14 protein-coding genes and 1 tRNA gene are annotated in these 12,582 nt (G+C 70.2%); 6 read left to right on the top strand and 9 right to left on the bottom strand.

What is annotated here, in order from left to right:
- Positions 1 to 11: 11 nt before the first annotated feature.
- The 6 genes from Q1K33_RS05740 to Q1K33_RS05715 all read right to left on the bottom strand — a co-directional run bounded on the left by Q1K33_RS05740 (position 12) and on the right by Q1K33_RS05715 (position 4,586).
- Entirely contained in the window at positions 12 to 164 is a 153-nt protein-coding gene (locus Q1K33_RS05740) for a hypothetical protein (RefSeq protein ID WP_300401583.1), read from the bottom strand.
- 73 nt (positions 165 to 237) lie between these two features.
- A complete protein-coding gene (locus tag Q1K33_RS05735) occupies positions 238 to 390 on the bottom strand; it encodes a hypothetical protein (RefSeq protein WP_300401581.1) in 153 nt (50 codons plus the stop codon).
- 763 nt (positions 391 to 1,153) lie between these two features.
- A complete protein-coding gene (katG, locus tag Q1K33_RS05730; RefSeq protein WP_300401577.1) occupies positions 1,154 to 3,385 on the bottom strand; it encodes a catalase/peroxidase HPI in 2,232 nt (743 codons plus the stop codon).
- Between the two features lie 68 nt (positions 3,386 to 3,453).
- The gene (locus Q1K33_RS05725) at positions 3,454 to 3,891 is read right to left on the bottom strand and encodes a Fur family transcriptional regulator (RefSeq protein WP_300401575.1); all 438 of its coding nucleotides are present in this window, start codon (positions 3,889 to 3,891) and stop codon (positions 3,454 to 3,456) included.
- A gap of 66 nt (positions 3,892 to 3,957) precedes the next feature.
- The gene (locus Q1K33_RS05720) at positions 3,958 to 4,398 is read right to left on the bottom strand and encodes a polyketide cyclase (RefSeq protein WP_300401573.1); all 441 of its coding nucleotides are present in this window, start codon (positions 4,396 to 4,398) and stop codon (positions 3,958 to 3,960) included.
- Between the two features lie 101 nt (positions 4,399 to 4,499).
- Positions 4,500 to 4,586: transfer RNA gene (locus Q1K33_RS05715), tRNA-Leu, on the bottom strand.
- A 78-nt stretch (positions 4,587 to 4,664) separates the two neighbouring features.
- Here Q1K33_RS05715 and Q1K33_RS05710 point away from each other — a divergent pair.
- Positions 4,665 to 6,017, top strand: coding sequence for a M20/M25/M40 family metallo-hydrolase (locus Q1K33_RS05710; protein ID WP_300401570.1), 1,353 nt, complete (start codon positions 4,665 to 4,667; stop codon positions 6,015 to 6,017).
- A 24-nt stretch (positions 6,018 to 6,041) separates the two neighbouring features.
- Here the strand turns inward: Q1K33_RS05710 and Q1K33_RS05705 are convergent, their stop codons facing one another.
- A complete protein-coding gene (locus Q1K33_RS05705) occupies positions 6,042 to 6,260 on the bottom strand; it encodes a DUF5703 family protein (protein ID WP_300401567.1) in 219 nt (72 codons plus the stop codon).
- The gene (locus tag Q1K33_RS05700; RefSeq protein WP_300401564.1) at positions 6,257 to 7,210 is read right to left on the bottom strand and encodes an aldo/keto reductase; all 954 of its coding nucleotides are present in this window, start codon (positions 7,208 to 7,210) and stop codon (positions 6,257 to 6,259) included. The genes Q1K33_RS05705 and Q1K33_RS05700 overlap by 4 nt, the downstream gene beginning before the upstream one ends.
- A 69-nt stretch (positions 7,211 to 7,279) precedes the next feature.
- On the opposite strand from Q1K33_RS05700, the gene Q1K33_RS05695 reads away from it, so the two are divergent.
- Entirely contained in the window at positions 7,280 to 8,104 is an 825-nt protein-coding gene (locus tag Q1K33_RS05695) for an undecaprenyl-diphosphate phosphatase (protein ID WP_300401561.1), read from the top strand.
- Between the two features lie 6 nt (positions 8,105 to 8,110).
- Here Q1K33_RS05695 and corA read toward each other — a convergent pair whose 3' ends face one another.
- Positions 8,111 to 9,091 (bottom strand): magnesium/cobalt transporter CorA, encoded by a 981-nt coding sequence (gene corA, locus Q1K33_RS05690; RefSeq protein ID WP_300401559.1) that lies wholly within the window; start codon positions 9,089 to 9,091, stop codon positions 8,111 to 8,113.
- Positions 9,092 to 9,144: 53 nt separating this feature from the next.
- Between corA and Q1K33_RS05685 the strand changes: the two genes are divergently transcribed.
- Genes Q1K33_RS05685 through mshC form a run of 4 tightly spaced genes read left to right on the top strand, consistent with a single transcriptional unit; the run spans position 9,145 to position 12,531 of the window.
- On the top strand, positions 9,145 to 9,909 hold the full coding sequence (locus Q1K33_RS05685; protein ID WP_300401557.1) for a histidine phosphatase family protein: 765 nt from the start codon (positions 9,145 to 9,147) through the stop codon (positions 9,907 to 9,909).
- A gap of 10 nt (positions 9,910 to 9,919) precedes the next feature.
- The gene (locus Q1K33_RS05680) at positions 9,920 to 10,501 is read left to right on the top strand and encodes a DUF3090 domain-containing protein (protein WP_300401555.1); all 582 of its coding nucleotides are present in this window, start codon (positions 9,920 to 9,922) and stop codon (positions 10,499 to 10,501) included.
- Between the two features lie 25 nt (positions 10,502 to 10,526).
- Positions 10,527 to 11,270, top strand: coding sequence for an SCO1664 family protein (locus Q1K33_RS05675; protein WP_300401553.1), 744 nt, complete (start codon positions 10,527 to 10,529; stop codon positions 11,268 to 11,270).
- A gap of 22 nt (positions 11,271 to 11,292) precedes the next feature.
- On the top strand, positions 11,293 to 12,531 hold the full coding sequence (mshC, locus tag Q1K33_RS05670) for a cysteine--1-D-myo-inosityl 2-amino-2-deoxy-alpha-D-glucopyranoside ligase (RefSeq protein WP_300401551.1): 1,239 nt from the start codon (positions 11,293 to 11,295) through the stop codon (positions 12,529 to 12,531).
- The last annotated feature ends 51 nt before the right edge of the window (positions 12,532 to 12,582 follow it).

Here is a 12,582-nt window from a genome sequence, read left to right as displayed (position 1 = left end):
GAGCTCGGGGCTCAGCAGCACCAGCTGTCGCCACCGCGGACGTTCGTCTGCTTGACGATCGTCTTCCCGGACGGTGCGGCGTCGACCTGGCTGGCGGCGCCGGCGCCGCCGGCGATCGTGAAGGCGACGGTCAGGGCGAGCAGTGCGGTGCGGAACGTGGTCATCGAGATCTCCTGAAGAGTGGCGTGCTGTGGGGTGTGCCTGGGTGGGGTGGCGTCGTGGTGATGAGCCGCCGGCTCAGCAGCACCAGCTGTCGCCGCCGCGGACGTTGGTCTGCTTGACGATCGTCTTGCCGGCAGGTGCGGCGTCGACCTGGCTGGCGGCGCCGGCGCCGCCGGCGATCGTGAAAGCGACGGTCAGGGCGAGCAGTGCGGTGCGGAACTTGGTCATCGAGATCTCCTGGGGTGAAGGTGCGCGTCAGGGTGATGCGCACTCCGGCTGGTCATTTGTTGTCAAGCAGGCTTGACTCACGATGATTGTGCCGGATCCTCGACCGCTGGGAAGGGTCGTTGCGACCTGTGGGGCCCGGTGATGCCCGAAAGCGGGCAGGATGGTGGCCGGATTGTGCAGGGCTGCGGAGGGCATTCGCGGTCCCTGCGAGGGCCGGCCGAGCTCGGCGACGGCGTTCGCCAGGATGCGCCGGTCACGACTCTTGCGGGCCCGGCCGAGGGGGCGTGCCGCGGGCGCGCCCGCGAGTCGAGCGAGTCGGGGCAATCCCTACTGACCTGCGCTAACAGCGAGCAAGCGGGCATGTGCGCACCCGACGCTTCGGGCCTCGCGAGCGTGATTCTTGCCGGTCGCGCTCCGGGGTCCGGACCCGGGGGAGACGCCGACCGATCGGGCTGACTCGACGTCGCCGGTGCCGGGCTGGGTGACCTACGTGCCCGACTGCGTGCAGGCTATGCACGCTGCACAGAAATTTTACTTTGCATGGCTGGTCCAGACCTGTTCGACGTCCGGGGACAGCAAAGCACCCGGTTCCACTGCGTTGAGTGGAACCGGGTGCCTTGGGGTGAACGTCGGCGTCGAGCCGAGGGATCATGCCACGACGTCTGGGGACGTCTGGGGACGTCTGGGGACGTCTGGGGACGTCTGGGGACGTCTGGGGACGCCTGGTGACGCCTGGTGACGCCTGGTGACGCCTGGGGGAGGGTCAGTCCAGGTCGTAGCGGTCCAGGTCCATCACCTTGGACCATGCGGCCACGAAGTCGGTGACGAACTTCTCCCGGCTGTCAGCGCTGGCGTAGACCTCTGCGATCGCTCGCAGCTCGGAGTTGGAGCCGAACAGCAGGTCCACCCGGCTCCCGGTCCACGCCACGTCGCCGGAGGCGGTCCGGGCCTCGTAGGTGTCGGGGTTCTCCGACACCTTCGACCAGGTGTGGCCCATGTCGAGCAGGTTGACGAAGAAGTCGTTCGTCAGCGTGCCCGGGGTGCTGGTGAGGACGCCCAGGTCCGAGCCGTCGTAGTTCGCACCCAGGACGCGAAGCCCACCGACGAGGACCGTCATCTCGGGTGCGGTGAGGGTCAACAGGTTGGCGCGGTCGACCAGCTGGTACTCCTCCGGAAGGCGGTGGCCCTTGCCCGAGAAGTTCCGGAACCCGTCGGACGCCGGCTCGAGCCACGAGAAGGACTCGACGTCGGTCATCTCCGCGGTCGCGTCGGTGCGGCCCGGGGTGAACGGGACCTGCACCGGGCTTCCGGCGGCGCTCGCGGCCTGCTCGACACCGACGCAGCCCGCCAGGACGACGAGATCGGCGAACGAGACCCGCTTGGAGCCGGACTGGGCCGCGTTGAACGACTCCTGGACGCCCTCCAGGGCGCTGATGACCGTCGCCAGCTGGTCGGGGGCGTTGACCTCCCAGCTGCTCTGCGGCTCGAGACGGATCCGGCCGCCGTTGGCGCCGCCGCGCTTGTCGCTGCCGCGGAACGTCGAGGCCGAGGCCCAGGCGGTGGAGACGAGCTGGGAGGTGCTGAGGCCGGCCTCGAGGATCGCGGCCTTGAGCGAGGCGACGTCGTCGGCGTCGACGACGTCGTGGTCCAGGGCGGGGACGGGGTCCTGCCACAGCAGCGTCTCCTGCGGGACCTGGGGCCCCAGGTAGCGCTGGATCGGTCCCATGTCGCGGTGCGTGAGCTTGTACCAGGCGCGGGCGAACGCGTCGGCGAACTCGTCCGGGTTGGCCAGGAACCGGCGCGTGATCTCCCCGTAGACCGGGTCCATGCGCAGGGCCAGGTCGGTCGTCAGCATCGTCGGCGGCCGGGTCAGCTCGCCGCTCTCCGGGTCAGGCACGGTGTTGGCAGCGGCGCCGTCCTTGGGCTGCCACTGGTAGGCGCCCGCGGGGCTCTTGGTGAGCTCCCACTCGTGGGCATAGAGGTTCTCCAAGTACTTCATGCTCCACTGGGTGGGCGTGGAGGTCCAGGTCACCTCGAGGCCGCTGGTGATGGCGTCGCGGCCCTTGCCGGAGCCGAAGCCCTGCTTCCAGCCGAAGCCCTGCTCCTCGAGGTCGGCGCCCTCCGGCTCGGCGCCGACGTACTGCTCCGGGTCGGCCGCGCCGTGCGTCTTGCCGAACGTGTGGCCACCGGCGATGAGGGCCACCGTCTCCTCGTCGTTCATCGCCATCCGGCCGAACGTCTCTCGGATGTCGCGTGCCGAGGCGAGCGGGTCGGGTGTGCCGTTGGGGCCTTCGGGGTTGACGTAGATCAGGCCCATTTGCACGGCCGCGAGGGGGTTCTCCAGCTCGCGGTCACCGGTGTAGCGCTCGTCGCCGAGCCAGGTCTGCTCGGGGCCCCAGTAGACGTCCTCGTCGGGCTCCCAGACGTCGGCGCGACCACCGGCGAAGCCGAAGGTCTTGAAGCCCATCGTCTCCAGCGCGCGGTTTCCGGTGAAGACCATCAGGTCGGCCCACGAGATGGCGCTTCCGTACTTCTGCTTGATCGGCCACAACAGTCGCCGCGCCTTGTCGAGGTTGCCGTTGTCAGGCCAGCTGTTCAGCGGTGCGAAGCGCTGCATGCCGGCCCCGGCACCTCCGCGGCCGTCACTGACCCGGTAGGTGCCGGCGCTGTGCCACGCCATCCTGATGAAGAAGCCGCCGTAGTGACCGAAGTCCGCCGGCCACCAGTCCTGAGAGTCCGTCATCAGGGCGTCCACGTCACGGGTCAGCGCGTCCAGGTCGAGGCCGGCGAAGGCCTGCGCGTAGTCGAACTCCTCGCCCATGGGGTTGGCCGCGACCGCGTGCTTGCGCAAGATCTTCAGGTTGAGCTGGTTGGGCCACCAGCCCTGATTGCTACCACCCTCGGTGGGGTGCTTGAACCGGCCGCCGACGGGGCAACCGCCGGCTTCCTGGGTGTTCATTTCCTTCTCGCGAGTCACGTGGTCGCTCTCGGTCATCGGGTTCCTTTCGTAGCGGTGCATCAGACGGGCGGTGCGTCGAGGTGTTGCAGGGTCGGGCCAAGGGGTCAGGAGGAGGGCGCGGACGAGGCGGCGCAGGCGGGGCACGTGCCCCAGTAGATGACCTCGGCCTCGTCGATCGTGAAGCCGTGGTCGTCGTTGGCCGTCAGGCACGGGGTCTCGCCGACGGCGCAGTCGACGTCGGCGATCGAGCCGCACGCGCGACACACGACGTGGTGGTGGTTGTCGCCCACCCTGGCCTCGTAGCGCGCCACGGAGTTGGACGGCTGGATGCGACGGACGAGACCGTTGGACGTCAACGCCCGCAGCACGTCGTAGACCGCCTGGTGCGAGACGTCGCCGAGGCGTGTGCGGACCGAGGCGATGATCTGCTCGGTGTCTGCGTGCGGGTGGTCGTGCACCGCGTCGAGGACCGCCATCCGCGGTCGGGTCACGCGCAGCTGCGCGGAGCGCAGGAGCTGCTCGGATCCAGGACTCGTCGCCATGGCTCCACTGTGTCCCACAAACTTGAACGAGTCAAGATTGGTCGTACGGCGGCGCGTGCCCGCAGGTCACGCGCGGGTGAGCCGGTCGACGAGGCCGGCGACACCGGAGTCCATCATCTGTCGGTGGTTCCAGGCGAGGGCCGGGCGCAACAGTGGAGACACGAGGGTCAGGGGGCCCGTGACCCGGACGCGCTGGTCGAGCTCCATCAGCGTCGTGCGCGGCTGGGCACCCGGGGTCAGCCGCCAGCGCACGTAGCCGTCGAGGTCGCCACCCACCCGGACCTCGAGGTCGGGCAGCTCGCGCGACGCGGCGTGGAGCACGAGGTCGAGGGTGTAGGGAAGCCGGGAACGGCACAGCACGCGAGCGACATCGAGGCCCAGCGAGGCCACCGCGACGACCTGGGGCCACCACTCGGGATAGCGGGCCAGGTCCACGACCACCTCGCGGGCCTGATGCGGCGGTGAGGGCAGCGTCCACGTGCCGGTGAAGTGGTAGTCGGAGGACACCCGCCCATCCTGCCCGGCCGCTGGGGAACGCCGCGCCCTGATCGCGGGTGCCGGCGCAGGGGAAATGAACAAAAGGCCCAGTGGAGCCTGGGCCTTCTGAGTGTCCGAGGGGGGACTTGAACCCCCACGCCCGCTAATGGGGCACTAGCACCTCAAGCTAGCGCGTCTACCAATTCCGCCACCCGGACGAGTGCGTCGGAACAGTAGCAAAGGACGTGCCCACGACCTGCATCGGGGCTGTCTCCCGCGAATGCCACTATGGGCACATGAGCAGCGATGAGGCAGGCGCTCCTGCCGGTCCGGGTGTCCCGTCCTACGACCCCGCCGCGGAGGTCGTGGACCTGTGCCGCGAGCTGATCAGGATCGACACCACCAACTACGGCGACCCGTCCGGCACCGAGGGTCCGGGAGAGCGCAAGGCCGCCGAGTACGTCGCGGCCCTGCTCGACGAGGTAGGCATCGAGTCGCGTCTCTACGAGTCCACGCCGGGTCGCACCTCGGTCGTGGCCACCTGGGGTGGCGGCGACGACAGTCGGGGGAGGCTCCTGCTGCACGGGCACCTCGACGTCGTGCCGGCTGCCGCCGAGGACTGGCAGGTCGACCCGTTCAGCGGGGAGATCCAGGACGGCTACGTGTGGGGGCGCGGCGCGGTCGACATGAAGGACTTCGACGCGATGCTCCTCTCGACCGTGCGGGCCCGCCAGCGCGCCGGACAGGTCCCGGACCGTCCGATGGTGCTCTGCTTCACCGCCGACGAGGAGGCCGGCGGCCATCACGGCGCCGAGGTCCTGGTCAACGAGCACCGCGACGAGTTCGAGGGCGTCACCGAGGCCGTCGGCGAGGTGGGTGGGTTCAGCACCACCGTGCGTGGTCGGCGGCTCTACCTGATCGAGGCGGCCGAGAAGGGCATGGCCTGGATGAAGCTGACCGCCCGCGGACGGGCCGGACACGGCTCGATGATCAACTCAGACAACGCCGTCACCCGGCTCTCCGCCGCGGTGGCCCGCATCGGCGCCCACCAGTGGCCCGTCCGCCTCACGCCGACGATGGAGGTGCTCCTGGCTGCAGTGGCCGACCTGGCCGGGACCGAGGCGACCCCCGAGAACGCCCAGGCGTTGGTCGAGGAGTTCGGGGGAGCCACCCGGATGCTGGGCGCGGTCATCCGCAACACCGTCAACCCCACGCAGCTCGCGAGCGGCTACAAGGTCAACGTGATCCCCACCGAGGCCAGCGCCCACATCGACGGTCGCTTCCTGCCCGGCTACGAGGACGAGTTCTTCGAGACCCTGCGCGAGCTCTGCGGCGACGGCATCGAGTGGGACTTCGTCTCCCACCAGCAGCCGTGGGAGACGCCGTACGACGGCGACCTGGTCGCCACGATGACGCGCTCCATCCTCGCCGAGGACCCGGAGGGCATCGTGGCGCCGTACACGATGAGCGGAGGCACCGACGCCAAGCACTTCCGCAAGCTCGGCATGCGCTCCTACGGCTTCGCCCCGCTGCGCCTGCCGGCCGACCTGGACTTCACGGCGCTCTTCCACGGGGTGGACGAGCGGGTGCCGGTCGACGCGCTGGAGTTCGGCGCGCGGGTCTTCGACCGGTTCCTCGGCGAGGCGTAGGCCGCGCAGGTGCGCCGCGTGCGCCTACGCGGTCCGGACGGCCCGGATGATCTTGCGGCGCAGGATCACTCGGCGCACGCCGTCGTTGCCGATGCGGACGCGGTCGAGCTCCCAGCCGCCGTGCTCGGCACGGTCGACGAGCAGCTTGGTGACGACGCCGCGAGAGAAGTCCCGGTCGAAGCTGACCTTGTCGAACTCCCACTCCACGCCGGCGCGCGGGGCACGCCGCTCCCTGCGGCTCATGCGGATCGCTGCGACACGTCGTCGAGCGCCCGCACGAGCTCGGTGGGCAGGGTCTTGTCCTCGAGGTCGAGGGAACCGCGCAGCTGGGCCGCCGTACGTGCCCCGACGATGGGCGCCGTGACCCCGGGGCGGTCCCGCACCCAGACCAGGGCCACCTCCAGCGGGGTCCACCCCAGGCCCTCGGCAGCGCGCGCGACAGCCTCCACGACGCGGGCGCTCGCCTCGTCGAGGTAGGCGCCCACGAAGCCGGCGAACGTCGGGGACGCGCCGCGGGAGTCGACCGGCGTCCCTCCTCGATACTTGCCGGTCAGCACTCCGCGGCCCAGCGGTGACCAGGGGAGGACTCCCAGCCCCATCGCCAGGGCGGCCGGCAGCACCTCTCGCTCGACGGAGCGGTTGAGCAGGGAGTACTCGACCTGCGTGCTGGCGACGGGCGTGCGCCCGGGCACGGTCTCCTGCCACGTCGCGGCGCGTGCGGTCTGCCACCCGGTGTAGTTGCTGATCCCGACGTACGACGTGCGTCCCGACGAGACGGCGTGGTCGAGTGCGGCCAAGGTCTCCTCGAGAGGGGCCTGGTTGCTCCAGGTGTGCACCTGCCACAGGTCGACGTGGTCGACGCCGAGCCGCTCCAAGGAGGCGTCCAACGACGCGAGGAGGTGGCCGCGCGAGGTGTTCACGACGCGCTCGCCCGAGCGGCGAGACACGCCGGCCTTGGTGGCGAGGACGATCTCGTCCCGGGCCACCACGTCGCCGATCAGGTGCCCGACGAGTCGCTCGGACTCGCCGTCGGTGTAGCCGGCCGCGGTGTCGATCAACGTCCCGCCGGCCTCGGCGAAGGCGATCAGGGACTCGCGAGCCTCGTGCTCGTCGGTGTCTCGTCCCCAGGTCATCGTGCCGAGGCCCAGACGCGAGACCTGGAGGCCGGTGCCGCCGACACGTCGCTGCTGCATGGCAGAAACCTAACCAAGTGGGGCCAGCCGGTGGTGAACTGCCCACCGACACGCCCTAGGCTTCGGCGGGTGTGGGAGATGCTCCAGGCCATCGTGCTCGGGACGATCCAGGGGCTCACGGAGTTCCTGCCGATCTCGAGCAGCGCGCACCTGCGCATCTATCCCGAGCTGTTCGGCTGGGGAGACCCGGGAGCCGCCTTCACCGCGGTCATCCAGATCGGCACCGAGCTCGCGGTCCTCATCTACTTCCGCGAGGACATCCTCCGCATCGCCTCCACCTGGCTCAGGTCCCTGGTGCGCCCCGAGCTCCGCGGTCATCTCGACGCGCGGATGGGCTGGTTCATCATCGTCGGCTCCCTGCCGATCGTGGTCCTGGGCATCGCCCTCAAGGACGTGATCGAGAACGACTTCCGCAGCCTGTGGATCATCGGCACGACCCTGATCGTCGGCGGCCTGATCCTCGGTGTCGCCGACCGTCTGGGCTCGAACGAGAAGAAGATCAAGCAGATCACGCTCCGCGACGCCGTGCTGATGGGCGTGGCCCAGGCGATGGCCCTGATCCCGGGAGTCTCGCGGTCCGGGGCGACGCTGTCGATGGGCCGGGCTCTCGGCTACGAGCGGGAGGCGGCCACGCGCTACGCGTTCCTGCTCGCCATCCCGGCCGTCGTGGGCGCCGGTCTGTTCGAGCTCAAGGAGATCCCCAACGGGGAGAACACCTACGGCTGGGGCCCCACCGCGGTGGCCACGGTGGTCTCCTTCGTCGTCGGCTACGCCGCGATCGCGTGGCTGCTGCGTTACGTCTCCACCCGCTCCTACACGCCGTTCGTGCTCTACCGCGTGGTGCTGGGTGTCTCGACGCTGGTGCTGGTCGGTACCGGTGTGCTCATCGCCTGAGCGTCGTCATAGCCAGCCGGCCCGCTTGAAGAACCACCACAGTGCCCCCGAGGCACCGGCCATGAGCAGCAGGGCGAACGGGTAGCCCAGGCTCCAGTGCAGCTCCGGCATGTCGTCGAAGTTCATCCCGTAGATCCCGGCGATCAGCGTGGGGACGACGACGATGGCGGCGCCCGCGGAGATCTTGCGCATGTCGTCGTTCTGCTGCACCGAGATCGAGGCCAGGTGGGCGTCGAAGGCGGTCGAGAGCAGGCCGTCGAGGCTGTCCACGATCTCGGCCGCCTGGTTGAGGTGGTCGACGACGTCACGGAAGAACGGCGCCGCCTCCCCGCGTACGCCGGGGACGGTCCCGGCGGCGAGGCGTCGCATCGGCTCGCGCAGCGGCAGGACGGCACGCCGTACCTCGGCGATCTCGCGCTTGAGGGCGTAGATCCTCGCCGAGTCGCGGGTGCGCTCGGGGGAGAACACCGACGCCTCCACCTCGTCGACATCCTCCTCGAGCGCGACCACGACCTCGGTGTAGGCATCGACGACCACGTCGCTGACGGCGTAGACCACCGCGGAGGGCCCGTGGGTGAGCAGCGAGCTCGACTGCTCCAGCCGGTGTCGCGCGTCCTGCAGCTGCGAGCCGCGACCGTGGCGGACGGTGATCACGAAGTCGGGTCCCACGAAGAGGCTGATCTCACCGGTCTCCACGGCGTCGTCGGCGTCGACGTACCAGAGCGTCTTGAGGATGAGGAAGAGATGGTCGTCGTACAGGTCTACCTTGGGCCGCTGGTGCGCCTTGACGGCGTCCTCGACCGCCAGTCCGTGGAGCCCGAACGCCTCGGCGACCTCGGTGAGCTCCATCTCGCTGGGCTGGTACAGGCCGAGCCAGACGAAGCCCTCGCCGTCGGCGGCGCTCTGCCGCAGGGCCGCGTAGTCGTGCGGCTGGCAGTCGACGGCGAATCGGTTGCCACCCTTGTAGACGGCGCTGTCGACGATCACGTGCTCAACCTAGCGCCGTCGACGGTTTCGGTGGACGCCCTAGAGTCGCCGACATGGCAACGGTGATCCTCGTCCGACACGGGCGTACGACGGCGAACGCGTCGGGCATGCTCGCGGGGCGGATGACCGGGGTGAAGCTCGACGACGTCGGCACCGGGCAGGCCGACCGCGCCGCCGCGCGCATCGCGGCCGTGCCGCTCGTGGCAGTGGTGAGCAGCCCGTTGGAGCGGTGCCGCCAGACGGCGAAGGCTGTCCTGGGCGCCCAGGGCGCCGACCGTCGCCTGCGGGTCACGGTGGACAAGGGGATCACCGAGTGCGACTACGGCGACTGGCAGGGCAGCGCCCTGAGGGACCTGGCGAAGCAGCCGCTGTGGAAGACGGTTCAGTCGCAGCCCTCCGCCGCCACCTTCCCGGGCGGGGAGTCGATGGCGACCATGCAGGCGCGTTCGGTGACGGCGATCCGACAGCGTGACGCCGCCATCGAGGCCGAGCACGGCGAGGGAGCGGTGTGGGTGGCCGTCAGCCATGGCGACATCATCAAGTCGGTGCTGGCCGATGCGCTCGGGATGCACCTGGACCTGTTCCAGCGCATCGGCGTGGACCCGGCATCGATCTCGATCATCCGCTACACCGGCGCGCGCCCGTACGTGCTGGCCTCCAACACCCACGAGGGAGATCTCTCGTGGCTCAAGGCCGCGCCACGCAAGGGGCGCACCTCACGCAAGTCCTCGGCTGGTGCGTCCGTGGACGCTGGTGCCGTCGTCGGCGGTGGCGCCGGACCCGATGCCCCGGGCGCGAGCCCTACGGCCCGGTCATAGGGTGAGCGGCATGGCTCCGATCGTCCACGGCTTCGACCCGCCGGAACGCTTCGTCACCGGCACCGTCGGTGAGCCGGGCGCGCGCACGTTCTTCCTGCAGGCGCGCACGGGTGCGCGGCTGACCAGTGTCTCGCTGGAGAAGCAACAGGTCTCCGCGCTCGCCGAGCGCATCGACGAGCTGCTCGACGAGGTGATGGCCAACCAGGCGAGCCAGTCGGTGGTCCCGGCGGTGGCGCCCCTGGCCCTCGATGACGCGGCACCGCTCGAGCAGCCGATCGAGGAGGAGTTTCGTGCCGGGACGATGACGTTGTCGTGGGATCCCTCGGACGAACGCGTGGTCATCGAGGTGTTCCCGTTCTCCGAGGCGGCTGTGGTCTCGCCCGACCAGCTCGACGAGGACGACTTCCAGGAGCCCGAGCCGGACGAGGTGTTCTTGGTCCGGCTGACCGCCGCGGCCGCGCGCTCGTTCGTCAAGCGGGCCGAGCAGGTCCTGGAGGCGGGCCGTCCCAGCTGTCCGTTCTGCGGCAACCCGATCGACCCCGCCGGACACCTGTGCGTGCGCGCCAACGGGTTCCGCCGGCGCGACCCGTGACCTGGCTGTGGGCACCCGCGGCCCGATGAGCGCACTGGAGCTGCACGGCCGGATCATGCCGGCCTCGAACGCGACCTTCCTCGGTGAGCTGGACGGGCGCAAGGTGGTCTACAAGCCCGTGGCGGGGGAGCGGCCCCTGTGGGACTTCCCCGACGGGACGCTCGCCGGCCGCGAGGTGGCGGCGTACGCCGTCTCGCAGGTCGTCGGCTGGGACGTCGTGCCCCGGACCTGGTTGGGCGACGGGCCGCACGGGCTCGGGATGCTTCAGGAGTGGCAGGAGCCCGATCCCGAGCAGGAGGCCGTGACGTTGGTGGCCCCGACCGAGGTGCCGCGGGGGTGGCGGACGGTCTTCGAGGGTGTCGACGACCACGACCGCGACGTCACGTTGATCCACGAGGACACGGCGCCGCTGCGTCGGATGGCCGTCTTCGACGTCATCACCAACAACGCCGACCGCAAGGGCGGACACGTCCTGGAGATGACCTCCGGTCATCGCTACGGAGTCGACCACGGTCTGACGTTCCACCACGAGGCCAAGCTGCGCACGGTGCTGTGGGGCTGGCACGGGGAGCCCCTCGGCGACGAGGACGTCGCCGGCATCGAGCGCGTGATCAGCGCGTTGTCCGGCGACCTGGGGGAGACCCTGGCCGATCACCTGACGGACCTGGAGATCACCGTGCTGGGGCGACGCTGCCGGCGGCTCCTGGAGCACGGCGTGCTTCCGGTGCCCCGTGGTGAGTGGCCATCGATCCCGTGGCCACCGTTCTGAGCCCTGGCCGTAGGCTGCCGACATGCGTGCCTGGAACCCCCCGACGATCCCGACGCTGCCCGTGACCGCTCCGGCGGTCGCGTTGCACGACACGTCCTCCGGCCGGCAGGTCACCACGTCGCCCGAGGGCCCAGCGCGCCTCTACGTCTGCGGGATCACGCCGTACGACGCCACCCACCTGGGCCACGCGGCGACCTACGTCGGCTTCGACCTCCTCAACCGGGCCTGGCGCAACGCCGGACACGACGTCACCTACGTGCAGAACGTCACCGATGTGGACGACCCGCTCCTGGAGCGGGCCACGAAGGTCAACATCGACTGGGTCGAGCTCGCGGAGCGTGAGACCGAGCTGTTCCGCCAGGACATGCAGGCCTTGCGGGTCCTGCCACCTGCGGCCTACGTCGGCGCCGTCGAGTCGATCCCGTTGGTCATCGACCTCATCCAGGTCCTCGAGCAGGCGGGGGCGGTCTACGAGGTCGAGCAGGACCTGTACTTCTCGGTCACCGCGGACACCGCCTTCGGTGACGAGTCCGGCTTAGACCGCGACACGATGCTGTCGCTGTTCGGCGAGCGAGGGGGAGACCCGGACCGCGAGGGCAAGCGCGACCCGCTCGACTGCGTCGTGTGGCGTGGCGAGCGTCCCGGTGAGCCCTCGTGGCCCAGCCCGTGGGGTGCCGGGCGGCCGGGATGGCACATCGAGTGTGCCGCGATCGCGATGACCCACCTCGGCGCCGGCATCGACGTCCAGGGTGGCGGCAGCGACCTGGTCTTCCCGCACCACGAGATGTGTGCCGGTCACGCCCAGGTAGCGGTCCCCGGCACGTCGTTCGCCCAGGTGTACAGCCACGCCGGCATGGTGGGCTACGACGGCGAGAAGATGTCGAAGTCGCGCGGCAACCTCGTCTTCGTCTCGGCCCTGCGCAACAGCGACATCGATCCGATGGCCATCCGCCTCGCGCTGCTGCGCCACCACTTCCGCAGTGACTGGGAGTGGACCGACGCCGAGCTCTTCGAGGCCCTGGACTCGCTGGCACAGTGGCGCAAGGCGGCCGCTCTCGGCACCGGCGCGCCGGCCGGTCCCGTGGTCGAGGAGGTCCTCGCCGCGATCGCCGACGACCTCGACGCCCCGCGCGCGGTGGCCGCCATCGATGCCTGGGTCGCCGCGACCCTCGGCGTCGACGGCCTGGCCGACACCTCCGACCCCGATGCCGCCGTGGCGATCGTTGCCCTGGCCGACGCGGCGCTGGGCATCCTGCTCTAGCCTCGGGATTTCACGAGTGATCGGGCGACACCGGGGCTAAAAGCACGGAAG

Origin of the sequence: Nocardioides sp. (assembly GCF_029937575.1) — a bacterium.
Classification (GTDB): Bacteria; Actinomycetota; Actinomycetes; order Propionibacteriales; family Nocardioidaceae; genus Nocardioides.
This window is presented reverse-complemented; position numbering and strand designations above follow the sequence as displayed.